The sequence below is a fragment of the Rhodovulum sp. 12E13 genome (genome assembly GCF_003340565.1).
GTDB lineage: Bacteria > Pseudomonadota > Alphaproteobacteria > Rhodobacterales > Rhodobacteraceae > HLUCCA09.
In genome coordinates this window covers 32,376-48,578 of record NZ_QPLK01000021.1, presented here as the reverse complement: position 1 = coordinate 48,578, position 16,203 = coordinate 32,376, and the positions used below count along the sequence as shown (strand labels likewise).

The following is a 16,203-nucleotide window of genomic DNA, read 5'->3' as shown; positions in this document are numbered from 1 at the left end:
GCAGCCGAGGTCCGCGCCGGCCGGCGGCGGTGGGGTCAGGCAGCGGTGCGGCCGGGGCAGCGGGCTGTGATCTTCGCGGGCGGCGGCCTCGGGCGGGTTTGCCTTGCCGCGCCGCTCGTGTATGAGGCGCGCTTCCAGTCTGGCGCGGTGACGCATGACCTTTTCTCTCGCCATCGTTGGCCGCCCCAACGTGGGCAAGTCCACCCTGTTCAACCGGCTCGTGGGCCGGCGCCTCGCGCTGGTCGACGATCAGCCCGGCGTCACGCGCGACCTGCGCGAGGGCGAGGCGCGGCTGGGCGACCTCCGCTTCACCGTGATCGACACCGCCGGCCTGGAGGAGGCGACCGACGAAAGCCTGCAGGGCCGGATGCGCAAGCTGACCGAGCGCGCCGTCGGCGAGGCCGATGTCTGCCTGTTCCTGCTCGACGCCCGCGCGGGCGTCACGGCCGCCGACGAGGTCTTCGCCGAGATCCTGCGGCGCAACGCCCGCCACGTGATCGTCGCCGCGAACAAGGCCGAGGGCTCCGCCGGCGAGGCCGGCGTGATCGAGGCCTGGGGGCTGGGGCTGGGCGAGCCGATCCCGCTCTCGGCCGAGCACGGCGAGGGGATGCCCGAGCTCTACGCCGCCCTGGCGCCGCTGGCCGAGGGCTTCGAGGCGCGGGCCGAGGCCGAGGCGCCCGAGACCGAGGTCGACGTCGGCGAGAACGATCTCGACGCCCCCCGCGCCATCACTGCGGAGAAGCCGTTGCAGGTGGCCGTGGTCGGCCGGCCCAACGCCGGCAAGTCGACCCTGGTCAACCGCATCCTCGGCGAGGAGCGGCTGCTCACCGGCCCCGAGGCGGGGATCACCCGCGACGCGATCGCGCTGCGGATCGACTGGGCCGGCACGCCGATGCGCATCTTCGATACCGCGGGCATGCGGCGGAAGGCCAAGGTGCAGGCGAAGCTCGAGAAGCTGTCGGTCGCCGACGGCCTGCGCGCGGTGCGCTTCGCCGAGGTGGTGGTCGTGCTGCTCGATGCCGCGATCCCCTTCGAGGCACAGGACCTGCGCATCGCCGACCTTGCCGAACGCGAGGGGCGGGCGGTCGTCGTCGCCGTCAACAAGTGGGACGTGGAGGAGGACCGCCAAGGCAAGCTCGCCGCGCTCAAGGAGGCGTTCGACCGCCTGCTGCCGCAGCTGCGCGGCGCGCCGCTGGTGACGGTGTCGGCGAAGACGGGCCGCGGCCTCGACCGGCTGCACGACGCGATCCTGCAGGCGCACGCTGTGTGGAACCGCCGGGTGACGACGGCGAGGCTGAACCAGTGGCTCGGCGCGATGGTCGAGGCGCATCCGCCGCCGGCGCCGGGGGGGCGGCGGATCAAGCTGCGCTACATGACGCAGGCCAAGACGCGCCCGCCCGGCTTCGTCGTGATGTGCTCGAACCCGAAGGATCTGCCCGAGGCTTACCGCCGATACCTCGTCAACGGTCTGAGGGCCGATTTCGACATGCCCGGCACGCCGATCCGCCTGACCTTCCGCAGCCAGGCGGACAGGAACCCCTACAAGGGCAGGAAGGCCCCGGGGCCGTCGAAGCTGCGCAAGCACCTGGGGAAGAACTGACGGCGGCAAGAACTGACGGCGGCAAGAACTAACGGCAGCAGTAGCGCCGGGGCAGGGGCCGGTGTGGGAAAGGTCTGGTGGGGGCGGAGTGCCCGACCGCCGCGCCGGAGCGGGGGGCCAGCCCCCCGCACCCCCCGGAGTATTTGGCCCAAGATGATGGAGCCGCGGCAATGGGGTCCTGGCCCGGGCCCGGGCCCTGGCGGATGGCTACCCCGCCCGGAGCCGGGCGAGGGCGGGAGCGGCCACCACGGCGGCGCCGCCGAGTGCGGCGGCGACGAGGCCCCACTGCGCGCCCCAGTTGGCGACGGCCACGGCGATCAGCGCCCAGGCCACCGCGGCGGCGTAGAAGGGGGCGGGCCCGGCGAGGCGGGTGACGGCAAGGGCGGTGGCAAGCGCGCCGGCGAGCCCGATCCAGGCCCATCCGACCTCGCCGGGGCCCACGCCGTAGCCCGCCCCGAGCAGCCCGACGGCCACCCAGCTCGCCGCCGTCAGCCACCCCGCGTAGAGCGAGATCGGCGCGCGCAGCAGCCACCGGTCCTCCCGCTCCGGGGCGCGCCAGAGGGCGAGGAGGGCCGACAGAAGCATTACCCAGATCAGCACGGTCGCCCAGATCGGCGAGACCTGCGCGATGGCGAGCCACCCCGCGCCGACGGCGAGCGACAGCGCCATGGGCCAGCGCGTGCCCTCCCAGCGGGCCGAGTCGGAGCGGCGGACCAGCCCGTAGAGCGCGTGCGCCACGAGCCACAGGTAGATCGGCCCCCAGATGCCGAAGGCGTAGCCGGCGGGTTGCACCGGCGGGTCGTCCTGCGGGACGGGGTAGGCGCCGGGCTCGAACCCGTCGAAGGGCACCGCGAGCGGTGCGGCGGCGAAGGCGACGGCGGCGGCCGCCACCAGCGCGGCCTTCATCCGGGCGGTGTCGGTGGCGTCGTCGGGGGAGGGTGGCAGATCTGACATGGCCTCTCAACGCGGGGATCTGGGCGGCGGTTGCACCGACCGTCTCCCCCCCGGGGCGGAAACGCCACCCCGCCCGGCCGGTTCGGGGCGCCCTGCGACGAAATGGAGCCGGGGCCGCTGAAGTCGCGCGCCCCGGTTCAGGCCAGCGCGCCCAGGGCCGTGATCTCGCGCGCGCCGCCAAGATACGGCGTCAGCGCCTGGGGCAGGGCGACCGAGCCATCCTCGCGCTGTCCGTTCTCGAGCACCGCGATCAGGCAGCGGCCCACCGCCAGCCCCGAGCCGTTGAGCGTGTGGACGTAGTCGGGCTTGCCCCCGCCGGCGGGGCGGAAGCGGGCGTTCATCCGCCGGGCCTGGAAGTCGCCGCAGACCGAGACCGACGAGATCTCGCGGTAGCGGTTCTGCCCCGGCAGCCAGACCTCGATGTCGTGGGTGCGCCGCGCGCCGAAGCCCATGTCGCCGGTGCAGAGCACCATCGTGCGGTAGGGCAGGCCGAGCCGCTCGAGGATGGCTTCCGCGCAGCGGGTCATGCGCTCGTGCTCGTCGCGCGAGTGGTCGGGGTGGGTGATCGACACCATCTCGACCTTCTCGAACTGGTGCTGGCGCAGCATGCCGCGGGTATCCTTGCCCGCCGCGCCCGCCTCGGAGCGGAAGCACAGGGAATGCGCGGTGAAGCGCATCGGCAGTGCCGCCTCGTCGACGATCTCGCCGGCGACGATGTTGGTCAGCGTCACCTCGGAGGTGGGGATCAGCCACCATCCCTCGCGGGTCTGGTAGCTGTCCTCGCCGAATTTGGGCAGCTGCCCGGTGCCGAGCATCGCCTCGTCGCGCACGAGCACCGGTGCGTTGACCTCGCGCAGCCCGTTCTCGCTCACGTGGGTGTCGAGCATGAACTGCGCGAGCGCGCGGTGGAGGCGGGCGGCCGCACCCGTCAGCATCACGAAGCGCGAGCCGGAGAGGCGGGCAGCGGTCTCGAAGTCGAGATGGTCGGCTGCCCCCTTGATCTCGAAGTGTTCCTTCGGAGCGAAAGCGAACTCGGGCGGGGTGCCCCAGCGGCGAAGCTCGACGTTGTCGTCTTCGTCGGCGCCGTCGGGGACGTCGTCGTGCGGCAGGTTGGGCAGGCCCATGAGCATGTCGGTGAGGCGCGCATCCTGCGCCTGGGCCTCGGCCTCGAGGCGGGCGACCTCCTCCTTCTTGTCGGCCACGAGGGCGCGCAGGCGGGCGAACCCTGCCTCGTCGCCACGCGCCTTGGCCTGGCCGACCTCCTTCGAGGCGGCGTTGCGTTCGGCCTGCGCGGCCTCGGCGGCGGCGATCTTCTCGCGCCTTATCCGATCTATTTCAAGGACTTCTCGGGCGATGCCCGACAGCCCCCGCCGCGCCATCGCGGCGTCGAACGCCTCGGGGTTCTCGCGGATGAAACGGATGTCGTGCATCGGGGCCTCCTCGGGTCGAGCGCCGCTCTCCTAGCCCCTCCCGCCGAGGGACGGAAGGCCCCAAGGCGGCCTGCGGTATCCGGTCGGTATCGCCCCGGTGTCGTGTCGCCGCGGGCGTGCAGACCCTCGGGGCGGTGGTTGCCCGCAGGCCTTGCGCGCAGGCCGCGGCCGAGCCCCCCCTTGGGCCCGAATTGCGAACGCCCGGTCCTCGACGATTGCGCCCGCCATTCAAGCCTCGGGTTCAACGATCCGGTGGCCGGGCACGACGCGCCATCCATGGAGGGAGGCAGGAGGCATGGGGGAGTCAGGAGGACGAGGACGCGAGACCGCCGGCGGGTCTCGCAAGTCCGTCAGTCGTCTGGCAGGGGCAGAGGGACTCGAACCCACGACCCTCGGTTTTGGAGACCGATGCTCTACCAACTGAGCTATACCCCTAAGCCGTTGTCCGCTTAGTATTTCGGCCCGCCGCCGTCAAGCGGCGGCCGGCCGGTTAGCAGTCCGGTTGTCAGCCGTACGGGTGTTCATGTTCTACCCCTGTTCCGTTCTTCTGCGCTTCTCCCAGGCCGACTTTGCCCTCACCCGCTGTCTTGCTTCGCCGACATGCTTCTTCACCATGTCCCGCGTGTCGTGGCCGGAATACGACATGATCTCCTCATCGTCACATCCGGCCCATGCCAGCTCCATGACGCCGCGGTATCGGAGCGCATGCGGGTCGTGTTCCAAGAGGTGACGTCCGTCAAGGTGGTGGAAAGAGCGAGTTGGCCTGAGGGCATGATCAGGGGGCTTCCGTGGTTATGCTGAGTATGGGGTCGACCTCCCCGGCTGGAAGTCGCGCGAAAAGGCGGTTCGCTACGACAAGCGCCGATAAAGGCGCCGCAATCGCATCGAGATCATGTTCGGTCGTGTGAAGGACTGGCGGCGCGTCGCAGCCCGGTACGACCGCTGCCCGAAAGTCTCCCCATCCGCAATCGCCCTCGCCGCAGCCGTCATCTTCTGGCCTTGACCCTCAACGAGTCTGGAGCCTGGCAGCTACGCGCTTTGGTCAGACTTCCCGCAAAAAATGCGCAACATACTGATTTTTTATAATTATTTTGGGTTTCGTGAGGTTCTGCTCCCGCGATCGCGGCTTCTGGTTCATTGCGCCGCTCGCCGGCGAGGATCACGTCTTCCATGTCACCGACGTCGCCGGCCTCCACCCTCCGGACATTGCTGCACGCCGTCGATCATCACCCGCCGCGAGCCCATATGTGCGGCACACGTCCGCGCGCGCCAGGCCGGCTTCCTCTACCTCGATCATCTCCATGATCTGCGCCTCGGTGAATGCGCCGGGGTGACGTGGCTTTTCCCCATGTCGGCTGCTCCTTCGCGGTTGGCCAGACCCAACGTCAGGGTGAGGGACTTCGCGGTGGGCAGGTCACCCGGTGCCGATCCACAATGTCGGCCTCAGCGCGTCGCGGCCATCGTCTTGCGAAAGCGCAGCAGAGCGAGGCCGAGGAACACGCTACCGATCCCCGCCACGGCGGCGAGGTCGGTCCAGACCAGCCCGAGCCCGGCATCGCGGTAGAGCACCGCCTGCGCGAAGCTGGTGAAATGCGTGGCCGGCGAGGCCTGCATCAGGGTCTGCAGGGGCTCCGGCATCGCCTCGACCGGGGTCACGCCGCCCGAGAGCAGGTAGAGCACCACGAAGACCGGGATCGCCAGCAAGCCGAACTGCGGCATCGTGGTGGCGAAGGTGGCCAGCATGATCCCCAGTGCCGTCACCGAGAACAGGTAGACGCCCGCGCCCACGGCGAAGACGCCGATCGAGCCCGGCACGGGGATGCCCATGAGCCCCTCCACCACCAGCAGCAACGACAGGACCGCTGCGGTGACAATCACGACGCCGTTGGCCCAGATCTTGGCCATCATCAGCTCGAGCGTCGTCACCGGCATCACCATCAGGTGCTCGATCGTGCCGTGCTCGCGCTCGCGGATGACCGCGGCGCCCGAGAGCACCACCGACAGGATGGTGACATTGCCCGTCACCTGCATCACCGCGAAGAACCATTGCGACTGCAGGTTGGGGTTGAAGCGGGCGCGCGGCACCAGCGTGGCCGCCTGCGCCGCCGCGCCCGCGCCGGGGCCGAGGAAGCCCGCCACCTCGTCTTGCACGACCCGCTCGATATAGGCGGTGCCGTTGCCCGCCAGCGTCATCGCCGTGGCGTCGACGGCAAGCAGGAGCGTCGGGTTGCGCCCGGACAGAACGTCGGCCTCGAACCCGGCGGGCACGTGGAGCACGAAACTGTAGGTGCCCCGGTCCATCGCCGGCGCCATTTCGCCGACGTCGATCAGGTCGGCCGGCTGGAAGTGTGGGGGCAGGAAGGCGTCGCGCAGGCGGGCCGAGAGGGTGGAGCGGTCCTTGTCGATCACGGCGATGGCGGCGTTGCGCACCTCGGTCTGCACGCCGTTGGCCACGAAGAAGACCGCGCCGGTGAAGGTATAGACGACGAGACCCATCAGGACGGGATCGCGGAACAGGCTCCACAGCTCCTTCAGCCCGAGGCGGTAGATGTTGCGCAGGCCCCGCATCGGCTCACGCCTCCTGCTTGCGCAGGAGCGCCGCCGCCAGCACCCAGAACAGCACGCAGAAGGCCGCGAGCATCAGATGATCGCGGTAGAGATCGGCAAAGCCCAGCCCCTTGTTGAACACCCCCGTGCTGATCCGCTGGAAGTAGAGGGAGGGGAAGGACTGCCCGATCGCGCGGGTCAGCCCGTCGAGCGTGGCGACGGGGTAGAGCATGCCCGAGAAGTTCACCGCCGGGATGATGACGATGATCGCGCTGCCGAAGATCGCGGCGATCTGCGAGCGCACGAAGGTGGAGATCACGAGGCCGAAGGCCGTGGCCGCCGTTGTGTAGAGCGCCGCGCCCGCGGCCAGCGCGGCGAAGCTGCCCTCGACGCGCAGGCCGAACACCGTCAGCAGCATCCCCAGGAGCGTCAGGAAGCTGACGAGGGCGACCGCGACATAGGGTGCCTGCTTGCCCAGCAGGAACTCCAGCCGCCGCACCGGGGCGGCGTGGAAATTGGCGATCGAGCCGACCTCCTTCTCGCGCACCACGCCAAGCGCCGTCATCATCGTGGGGATCATGACGAGCATCAGCATCAGCACGCCGGGCGGGATCGCGCGGGCCGAGTCGAAGGTCTGGTTGTAGAGGAAGCGCGGCTCGATCGAGACGGGGAACGGATCGGGGCGCAGGCCGGTCTCGCGTTCGGCCGCCTCGGCGAGAAAGTCTCGGAACACCGCCTCGGCATAGCGCCGCGCCGTCTCGGCGCGCACGGTATTCGACCCGTCGACCCAGAGCGCCACGTCGGGCCGGTCGCCCGCCAGCAGGTCGCGGCCGAAGCCGGGCGGCACCACCAGCGCCATGCCGATGTCGCCGCGGCGCAGGCTGTCGTCCATCCCGGCGAGGGAGTCGAGCGCGGGCGCTTCGCGGAAATAGCGCGAGCTGGAGAACTGCCGCGTCAGCGTCCGGCTTTCGAGGCTGCGGTCGCGGTCGAGCACGGCGTAGTCGAGGTTGTCGACGTCGAAGGAGATGCCGAAGCCCACCGCGATCATCAGGATCATCGGCCCGATCAGGGCGAAGGCGAGCCGCACGCGGTCGCGCATCAGCTCCGTCCCCTCGCGCCGTGCCACCGCCCAGGCCCGCGCGGGCGAGAACAGCGGCGGGCGGGCGGGAGCGGCCTCGTCGGCGTCCTCGGGCACCGGGTCGTCGCCGGGCGCCTCTTCGCCGGCCGCCTCGCGCAGGTGATCGACGAAGGCCTCCTCCAGCGTCTCGGCGCCGCGGTCTGTGCGCAGATCGTCGGGGGCGCCGACGGCCAGAACCTGCCCGGCATGCATCAGCGAGACCCGGTCGCAGCGTTCGGCCTCGTTCATGAAATGGGTCGAGACGAAGATCGTAACCCCGTCGTCGCGCGACAGCTCCGCCAGAAGCGCCCAGAACCGGTCGCGCGCCACCGGGTCCACCCCGCTCGTCGGCTCGTCGAGGATGAGCATCTCGGGCTTGTGGAGCACCGCGACGGCCAGTTGCAGCCGCTGGCGCACGCCCACCGGCAGCGACGGCGGGCGCGTGTCGGCCGCGTCCTGCAGGTCGAAGCGCTCCAGCAGCTCGGCCACCCGCTCGCGCTGGCGCGCGCGCGACAGCTGGAAGAGCTGGGCGTGCAGCACGAGGTTCTGGCGCACCGAAAGCTCGGAATAGAGCGAGAAGGATTGCGACATGTAGCCGACCCGCCGCCGCGTGGCGAGGTCGGCGCTGTCCACCGGCTTGCCGAACAGGCGCGCGGTGCCCTCGCTCGGCTCCAGCAGGCCGGTGAGCATCTTCATCGTCGTGGTCTTGCCGCAGCCGTTCGAGCCGATGAAGCCGAAGATCTCGCCCCGCTCGATGCGGAAGCTCACGTGGTCGACGGCGGTGAAGTCGCCGAACCGTTTCGTCAGACCCTCGGCCTCGATCGCCGTCTCGCCGTCACCCTCCTCTGCCGGCGGCCGGCGCACCGGGCCGTGCTCCCCATGCGCCGCCTGCGGCAGGAAGGCGATGAACGCCTCCTCCAGCGTGTCGGCGCCCGCCTCTTCGCGCAAGTCGGCAGGCGTGCCCTCGGCAAGCACGCTCCCTGCGTCGAGCGCGATCAGACGGTCGAAGCGTTCCGCCTCCGACATGTAGGCAGTGGCGACGATCACGCCCATCTCTGGCCGGCGCTTCCGGATGCGCGCGATCAGCTCCCAGAACTGCTGCCGCGAGAGCGGATCGACGCCGGTTGTGGGCTCGTCGAGGATCAGCAGGTCGGGGTCGTGGATCAGGGCGCAGCACAGGCCGAGCTTCTGCTTCATGCCGCCCGAGAGCTTCTCGGCGGGGCGGTCGGCGAAGGACGCGAGGCCGGTGCCCGCGAGCAATTCGTCGATGCGCCGGGCGCGGTCGGCAGCGCCCTGTCCGAAGAGCCGGCCGAAGAAGTCGACATTCTCGCGCACCGAAAGCGTGGGGTAGAGGTTCCGCCCCAGCCCCTGCGGCATGTAGGCGATCCGCGGATGCGTTGCGGCGCGGTGCGCGCGGTCGGCCATGTCGCCGCCCAGCACCTCCACCTCGCCCTCCTGGAGCCGCCGCACCCCTGCGACCAGGCCCAGCAGGGTGGACTTGCCCACCCCGTCCGGACCGATCAGACCCAGCATCCGGCCCGCGTGCAGCTTCAGGTCCACCCCGTCCAGCGCCGTCACGGCGCCGTAGCGGTGCGTGACCCCGCTCAGGCGGACGACCGGCCGCTCATCGGGCATCGGGCAGACGCACGGCCAGTCGCTCGGGCCACTCGGCCTCCGGGTCGACGCGGACATGGGCGAGGCCCGGCACGCCGGTCTTCACGATGTCCTGGTAGTCGGCGAGGATCTCGGGCGGGATGCGCAGCCGCACGCGGAACATCAGCGTCTCGCGCTCGTCCTCGGTCTCGACGTATTTCGGCGTGAACTGCGCCTCCCCGGCGACGAAGCTGACACGGGCGGGGATGACGAACTCCGGCGCGGCGTCGAGCACCAGACGCGCCTCGGCACCGTAGGCGAGCCGCCCGGCCTGGCCCGTGGGAAGGTAGACGGTCATCCGCACGTCGGTCAGGTCGAGCAGGGTGAGCACGCGGGCGCCGGCGCCGAGGATCTCGCCCGGCTCGGCCAGCCGGTACTGCACCCGCCCGGCCCGGGGCGCGCGCAGCACGTAGTCGTCGAGCTCCGCGTTCAGTCGCTCCACGGTGGCCTCGGCCGCCTCGATCCGCGCCTCGGCGGCGGCGACGCCGGCCTCGGCCGAGGCCACCGCCGCCTGCGCCGTCTCCATCTGCGTGCGGCGCAGGTCGACCTGTTCTTCGGAGACGACGTCGCGGTCGACGAGCACTTCGGCGCGGGCCAGCTCCTTGCGGGCGAAGGCGAGGCTGCTCTCCTTTTCCGCGAGGATCGCCCGGCGCTCGGCCAGCTGCTGCCGCGCGGAGGACACGCCCGCCTCGGCCTCGTGCAGGCGGGCGCGCAGTTCGCTGTCGTCCATCCGCGCGAGCACCTGATCCTTCTCGACCCGGTCGCCCTCGGTGACGGCGATCTCCTCCAGCCGGCCGCCGGATTTCGTGGCGACGTCCACCCGCTCCGCCTCGATCCGCCCGTTCGCGGCGGCGAAGCCCGGAGGGAGTTCATCGTCGTCGGACCAATAGATGTAGCCCAGCGCCGCCGCCGCGACGAGGGCGACAGCGACGACGACCGCGGCAATCCGTTTGCTGTCCATCACGCACCATCTCGCATCCAGGCGGCCGCCGGCTCAGGCGCCATGCGGGGCATGGCCGCTGCGCTGCTCCAGATAGATGTCGAGCTCGGCCATCACGTGGTCGAGCGGGCCGGCGGTGATCTGCTGGCCCGCGGCGTCCTCGGCGAAGAACTCGTCCGCCTCTCGGTGGCGGCCGACGCGCACGGCGCATTCCTCGTTCGGCCCGCCGCGGAAGATGTCGAAGCGCGGGTCGCCATCCTCTTCGGACCACGCGTAGCGCGTGGCCCAGCCGTGCTGGATGACATGCGCGCCGTAGCTTTCCAGCCGCCGTCGATCGGCCGGGCCGATCAGGTTCTCGGCCAGTCTGATGATGTCGTCGGACATGGTGCCTCCATCAGCCGGGGTCATGTGTCATGGCGCCGATCGGGCGCGCGGTGCGGGCCTGCGGCCCGATCCCGCTCCCGCCGATCTGCTCCACCCGGTCCAAAGTGCCGCGCGGTCGCAGCGCGTCGAAATCCCCGACGTTCACGACGTTGCGGGGGGAGTGGATCAGCCGGTGGTCGGTGGCGGTGATCTGGCCGACCCCCGCGCCGTGTTGATCCCTGCGATCCGGCCCGGTGTCGCACCGGGTGCGGCAGGGGCGCACGAGGCCGGCCGGCGCTGGCACGCCGCGCGCCGGACCGGTCGGAAGCCAGCCGACAAACGTCGCCTACTCCTTTGGTGCGGATCGCGATCCGCCGCGGGTCCCGGTGGCCGATTTCGCCGTCTTCGTGCCCCCGTTCGCGGAAGCTGCCGGCGTGGTCGGCGCCATGCGGCCCGCGCACCGCGCCCACAGGTCCGTCCATTGCTGGATGTCCTCGGTCATGCGCTCCATCGAGTGCCGTTGCCAATCGGCGATCACGGTCATGGCGGTCGCGGGATCGCTGCCGTTGCCGCTGACCTCGCGCACGGCCTCCAGCGCGGAGCGCGTCGCCGCGTGCCGCCGCTCGAACCAGGCCCGGGTGTAATCCTCCACATCGTCGAGGATGCCGTCCTGCGCCTTCCAGAACGCCTCCATTTGCGGAGTCATCGCCGGAACGCTCGCGACCATGCCCTGCGTCCTCCGTATCATCTCGGTGACGTCGGTCTTTGCGTCGCTTGCCATGTCGTGTCTCCTTTCGGGCCTCGGGGTGAAGTGCGCGCGCGCCGTGGCTCGCGCGTGGAACAGCGCCGTGCATTGACCGCGGTCAACACCGACATCGCGCCGCGGTCGTGCGCTCGCCCGCACGGGGCAGGCACAGGCCGGCGCCGACCGCCTCAGCGCTGGAAGACATACGTGCCCGGCGCATCCTCCATCGGTCGATAGGCCCCCGCTTGCGTTCCGAGTGCGGGCGGCGCCGTCTCGCCGCTCGACCGGGCGCGCAGCCAGTCGACCAGCGCCGGCCACCACGACCCGTCGCGCTGCTCCGCCGCCGCCTGCCAGCCGTCGGGCGAGAGGTAGGACTCGTCTTCACCGGTCGTGCGGATGCGGTATTCGCGCCCCTCATGGCCCGGCTCGCTGACGATGCCGGCGTTATGGCCGCCATTGGTGAGGACGAAGGTGATCTCCGTGTCGGCCAGCAGGTGAAGCTTGTAGACCGATTGCCACGGTGCGACGTGATCCGACGTCGTCGAGACGCAGAAGATCGGCACCTCGATGTCGCCGATCGTGACCGGGGCGCCGCCGAGGCGGTACTTGCCCTCGGCCAGCTCGTTGCCCAGAAAGATCCGGCGCAGATACTCGCTGTGCATCCGGTAGGGCATTCGGGTGGCGTCGGCGTTCCACGCCATCAGGTCGAACATGCCCTGCCGCCGGCCCATCAGGTATTCGTGGATGTAGCGCGACCAGATCAGGTCGGCCGAGCGCAGCAGCTGGAAGGCGCCGGCCATCTGCTTGGTGTCGAGATACCCCTGGTCCCACATCATGTTCTCGAGGAACGAGACCTCGCTCTCGCTGACGAAGAGCTGCAATTCGCCCGGCTCCTCGAAATCGGTCTGGGTGGCGAAGAACGTGAGCGAGGCAAGCCTGTCGTCGCCGTCGCGCGCCATCTGCGCCGCCTTGGCGGCCATCAGCGTGCCGCCCAGGCAGTAGCCCACGCCGTGGATCTTCTGCTGGGGAACGATCGTGCTCACCGCGTCCATCGCCTCCTCGACGGCGGCGAAATACGCGTCCATGCCGCAGTCGCGGTCCTCGGCGGTGGGGTTGCGCCACGACACGATGAAGACGGTGAAGCCCTGCTCGACGAGGTGACGCACCAGCGAATTGTGCGGGCTGAGATCGAGGATGTAGTATTTCATGATCCAGGCCGGCACGATGAAGATCGGCTCGGCCTGCACGGTCTCGGTCTGCGGCGCATACTGGATCAGCTCCAGCAGGCGGGTGCGATACACCACCTTGCCGGGTGTCGTGGCCACGTCGCGGCCGGGCAGGTAGTCCTCCGTGCCGACGGGCAGCTTTCCTGAGATCGCGCGCTCCCAGTCCTCGAGGAAGTGCTGCGCCCCGCGCACGAGGTTGGCCCCGCCCTCGCGCAGCGTCGCATCGGCGACTTCCGGGTTGGTCGCCACGAAGTTCGACGGCGCGACCGTGTCGAGCATCTGACGGGTGAGGAACGACACGACCCGCTCCTGCCGGTCGGTCAGCCCGTCGATGTCGCAGGCGGCGTTGTACCACCATTGCTGGGTCAGCAGGAAGTTCTGGTAGATCAGGTTGTAGGGCCAGCGCCGCCAGCCCTCGGCGTCGAACCGGTGGTCGTGGGGCAGCGGCTCGATGCAGGGCTCGGCCTCGGGGTCGCGGGCGACCTGGCCGGCGTAGATGCCGAAGCGCGTCGCCTTGCGAGCCGCCTTTTCGGCCAGTTGAGCCTGCTTGCCGGGCGAGCCCATCAGGTGCGCCCACCATGCGAAATAGGTAGAGGCGACGCCGTAGGGCGACACGCCCAGCGTGAACCGGGCGAGATGGGCGTTGAAGGCGCGGTCGAGGCTCTTCGTGCTGTAGCGGTCCGGTGCCTCGATGGGCGAGGTATGGACGAGTTCGGGGGGCTCGGCATCGAGCCCGCTGCGCGCTTCCTCGGTCTGGCGTTCCCCGTCGGAGGGCACGGCGTCGTTGTCGCGGGGCTCGGTCGTCGGCTCGATGCGTGTGTCGGGCATCACGGTCCTTTCTTGCGTGGCGTGCGTGCTCTGCAGGGGGTGCTCTGCAGGGGGTGATCAGCCCATCTGCAGGCCGCCGTTCACCGGCAGGGTCGCGCCGGTGATGAAGCCGGCGTCGTCGGAGGCGAGGAAGCGCACGCAGCGGCCGATCTCGGCCGGGTCGGCGAGGCGCGACAGCGGCACGTTGGCGAGGATGCCCTCCATGATCTCGTCCGGCAGGGCGTCGACCATGGGCGTGTCCGCATAACCGGGCGCGACCGCGTTGACGGTGATGCCCTTGCCCGCGCTCTCGCGCGCGAGCGCCCGCGTGAAGCCTTCGACTCCCGCCTTGGCGGCACTGTAATTCGTCTGCCCGGCCTGGCCGCGGGCGGCGTTCACCGACGAGATGTTGACGATCCGCCCGAAGCCGCGGTCGCGCATCCCCTCGATCACGTGGCGGGTGACGTTGAACATCGAGTCGAGATCGACCCGCATGACCGCGTCCCAGTCGGCACGGTCCATTTTGTGGAACATCACGTCGCGGTTCACGCCGGCGTTGTTCACGAGGATGTCCAGCGGCCCGATCGCCTCCTCGACATCCGCCACCCCCTCGGCGCAGGCGTCGAAATCGCTCACGTCCCATTCGAAGACCGGCATGCCGGTCTCGCGCCCGAATGCCTCGGCCCGTTCTCCCGCGCCAAGATGGGCCACGGCAACCTCCACCCCGGCTTCGGCGAGCGCCCGGGCCGCGGCCGCGCCGAGCCCCTGCACCCCGCCGGTCACGAGCGCCGTTCGCCTGTCGCTTGTCATGTCGTCATCCCTCGCGTTCTGTCTCGGCCTCTCCGGAAGCGACCGCACGGCCGCGCCACCGGACAGCCGCGCCACCACCCGTCCGCGCCACCGTTTTCGCCCCCCTCGGGGCGGTCCGCATTCACACACGCCGAAGACGTGCCGGGCCGGTCCCGTGTTCCATGACGCGCGCAGATGACGCGGCCCTCATCCGCCTCGTCGGCGCGCTGATGATCGAAACCAACGACGAACGGGCGTTCCGGGGTTTTCGCCGCGCCACTGGCGCGCCGGTCCCCTCCACCGCGCCGCCACATGGGGCTGGAGTCGCTGGCCCGCATCGCCGATCCTCACAACGTCAGCCTGCCCGCCGTGGCCTCCTGACCAGATCGGGCCTCTCCGATGGCCGGCCCCCATACACCATGCCGTGGGGCACTACCAATCCGGTCAGCCGTCGGGGGTCGTCCCGGCCGACCGCCGTTCAGGTGTGCCGGGCGCCGCGCGCGACGATGTGCCCCCAATCCGCTGCCTTGCCATGCCGGCATCTCCATCGCGCGGCGGACGGCGCTCAGCGAGGCGGCTGTGCGAAAGGGGCGACCGCCTCCCACGCGACGGGGATCGGGGCGACCGAGCCGCGTTCGCTTGCCGCCGAGACCACCCCGACGACCCGCCAGCCGGCGGCCGTTTCGGCGAGGACGGGCGCGCCGGAGGTGCCCTCGACCACGGTGCAGTCGGTGACGAAGGCGCCCGGGGCGCGGTGGGTCACCGCGCAGGGCGCCGAGCGGGTGGCGATGTGCGGCCGGTCCACCCGGTAGCCGAGGATGGCCAGCGACCGGGGCGCCTCGGGCAGGGGCGCGACGTGCAGGGGAGAGACACCGTCGAGCGGGCGGTCGAGCGTCAGCAGCGCGAGGTCGTGGACGATGCGCACCTCGCCGGCCGCGAGCCCCTCGGCGAAGCCCGGATGCAGGTCGAGCGCGGCGCCCCGGCCATCGGCCGCCGCCGCGCCTGCCCGCCACCCGGCGACGAAGACGATCTCTGCGGGCCTCGCGGGGGTGTCGCGCGGGCCCAGCACGCAATGCGCCGCCGTCAGGACCCGGTCGGGCGCGATCAGGGTGCCCGTGCACATCCGCCGAGTGTTGTAGCCGGCGATGTTGACGCGGCCGACCGCGTTCCACTCCGTCTGCTCGGCCTCGGGCAGGATCGAGCCATCTGCGACGGCAGCTGTGACGAGCCCCGCCACGACCAGCCCCGTCGCCACGGCCAGCCCCGTCGCCACGGCCAGCCCCGTCGCCACCGCACGCCCCGTCGCCACGGCGCGTGCGGCGGCGCTGACGGGGGCCCCCGTCGCGTGCCCGCGGCTGGCATGCGCGACGGCGGGCGCGGCAGGGGAGGGCGGGACGGTCTGGCGCAACGGAAGCCTCGCCTTCGGTTGAAGAAGTCGCGCCGCCGGCGCGGCTCGCCGCCCCAGCCTAGCGGCGACGGCGCGCCGCCTCCAGTGCCAGGCAGGCGCGGCCGCCGGGCGCGCCGGCCATTGCGCGCGCTCCTGCGCTGCAAGCCCTGTGGCGGCCCGGCCTGCGCCCCGGCGATGGCTCCGGGGGGCGCGCTTGCGCTTGCGCTCCGGTCGCCCCGTGCCTAGGTTGCGCGCCAATTCGAGGGCCGCGTGCCCCGACGACCCACCGATCTCATCCACCTATCCGGGGACACGCATGTTCGCCACACCCGCCTACGCCCAGGCCGCCGATGGCGGCGCCGCCGGCGCCTTCCTCCAGTTCCTGCCCCTCATCCTGATCTTCGCGATCATGTACTTCCTGCTGATCCGGCCCCAGCAGAAGAAACTGAAGGAGCATCAGGCCATGGTCGAGGCGCTGCGCCGGGGCGACCAGGTGGTCACCCAGGGCGGCCTGATCGGCAAGGTCACCAAGGTGAAGGACGGCAACGAGCTCGAAGTCGAGCTGGCCGAGGGCGTCAAGGTGCGCGTCGTGCGCAACACCATCGCGCAGGTGATGTCCAAGACCGAGCCGGCCGAGAGCTGAGC

The 16,203-nt window shown here is 70.9% G+C and carries 14 protein-coding genes, 1 tRNA gene and 1 pseudogene; 3 read left to right on the top strand and 13 right to left on the bottom strand.

Going from position 1 to position 16,203, the window contains the following annotated elements:
- Positions 1-154 precede the first annotated feature (154 nt).
- Entirely contained in the window at positions 155-1,600 is a 1,446-nt protein-coding gene (gene der / locus DLJ49_RS16365; protein WP_115394628.1) for a ribosome biogenesis GTPase Der, read from the top strand.
- Between the two features lie 207 nt (positions 1,601-1,807).
- On the opposite strand, the gene DLJ49_RS16360 is transcribed toward der, so the two are convergent.
- The 3 genes from DLJ49_RS16360 to DLJ49_RS16350 all read right to left on the bottom strand — a co-directional run bounded on the left by DLJ49_RS16360 (position 1,808) and on the right by DLJ49_RS16350 (position 4,419).
- Entirely contained in the window at positions 1,808-2,554 is a 747-nt protein-coding gene (locus DLJ49_RS16360; protein WP_233489123.1) for a hypothetical protein, read from the bottom strand.
- A gap of 137 nt (positions 2,555-2,691) precedes the next feature.
- Complete coding sequence (gene serS / locus DLJ49_RS16355) at positions 2,692-3,984, bottom strand: serine--tRNA ligase (RefSeq protein WP_115394627.1); 1,293 nt, start codon at positions 3,982-3,984, stop codon at positions 2,692-2,694.
- A gap of 359 nt (positions 3,985-4,343) precedes the next feature.
- Positions 4,344-4,419 (bottom strand) — tRNA-Trp (locus DLJ49_RS16350).
- Between the two features lie 379 nt (positions 4,420-4,798).
- On the opposite strand from DLJ49_RS16350, the pseudogene DLJ49_RS16340 reads away from it, so the two are divergent.
- Positions 4,799-4,987: pseudogene (locus tag DLJ49_RS16340) on the top strand (transposase); the annotation flags it as partial.
- On the opposite strand, the gene DLJ49_RS21475 reads toward DLJ49_RS16340, so the two are convergent.
- The 10 genes from DLJ49_RS21475 to DLJ49_RS16295 form a co-directional block, all read right to left on the bottom strand.
- Positions 4,971-5,156: a hypothetical protein gene (locus tag DLJ49_RS21475; protein WP_147277329.1), complete on the bottom strand. Its 186-nt coding sequence runs from the start codon at positions 5,154-5,156 to the stop codon at positions 4,971-4,973. The pseudogene DLJ49_RS16340 and the gene DLJ49_RS21475 overlap by 17 nt on opposite strands.
- A gap of 271 nt (positions 5,157-5,427) precedes the next feature.
- Entirely contained in the window at positions 5,428-6,552 is a 1,125-nt protein-coding gene (locus DLJ49_RS16335; RefSeq protein WP_115394626.1) for an ABC transporter permease, read from the bottom strand.
- Between the two features lie 4 nt (positions 6,553-6,556).
- On the bottom strand, positions 6,557-9,283 hold the full coding sequence (gene rbbA / locus DLJ49_RS16330) for a ribosome-associated ATPase/putative transporter RbbA (RefSeq protein WP_115394625.1): 2,727 nt from the start codon (positions 9,281-9,283) through the stop codon (positions 6,557-6,559).
- Positions 9,273-10,262 (bottom strand): HlyD family secretion protein, encoded by a 990-nt coding sequence (locus tag DLJ49_RS16325; protein WP_115394624.1) that lies wholly within the window; start codon positions 10,260-10,262, stop codon positions 9,273-9,275. Before DLJ49_RS16325 ends, rbbA begins: the two co-directional genes overlap by 11 nt.
- Before the next feature lie 33 nt (positions 10,263-10,295).
- Positions 10,296-10,625, bottom strand: a complete 330-nt coding sequence (locus DLJ49_RS16320) for a hypothetical protein (protein WP_115394623.1) — start codon at positions 10,623-10,625, stop codon at positions 10,296-10,298.
- A 10-nt stretch (positions 10,626-10,635) separates the two neighbouring features.
- On the bottom strand, positions 10,636-10,908 hold the full coding sequence (locus tag DLJ49_RS16315) for a hypothetical protein (RefSeq protein ID WP_115394622.1): 273 nt from the start codon (positions 10,906-10,908) through the stop codon (positions 10,636-10,638).
- 42 nt (positions 10,909-10,950) lie between these two features.
- Entirely contained in the window at positions 10,951-11,385 is a 435-nt protein-coding gene (locus tag DLJ49_RS16310; protein WP_115394621.1) for a phasin family protein, read from the bottom strand.
- A 152-nt stretch (positions 11,386-11,537) separates the two neighbouring features.
- Positions 11,538-13,403: a PHA/PHB synthase family protein gene (locus DLJ49_RS16305; RefSeq protein ID WP_115394620.1), complete on the bottom strand. Its 1,866-nt coding sequence runs from the start codon at positions 13,401-13,403 to the stop codon at positions 11,538-11,540.
- 57 nt (positions 13,404-13,460) lie between these two features.
- Positions 13,461-14,192, bottom strand: a complete 732-nt coding sequence (gene phbB, locus DLJ49_RS16300; protein ID WP_115394619.1) for an acetoacetyl-CoA reductase — start codon at positions 14,190-14,192, stop codon at positions 13,461-13,463.
- Between the two features lie 544 nt (positions 14,193-14,736).
- Positions 14,737-15,579 carry a trypsin-like serine peptidase gene (locus DLJ49_RS16295; protein WP_115394618.1) on the bottom strand — a complete coding sequence of 281 codons (843 nt, stop codon included), beginning with the start codon at positions 15,577-15,579 and terminating at the stop codon, positions 14,737-14,739.
- 295 nt (positions 15,580-15,874) lie between these two features.
- Here DLJ49_RS16295 and yajC point away from each other — a divergent pair, with 295 nt between their 5' ends.
- Complete coding sequence (gene yajC, locus DLJ49_RS16290) at positions 15,875-16,201, top strand: preprotein translocase subunit YajC (protein ID WP_115394617.1); 327 nt, start codon at positions 15,875-15,877, stop codon at positions 16,199-16,201.
- The last annotated feature ends 2 nt before the right edge of the window (positions 16,202-16,203 follow it).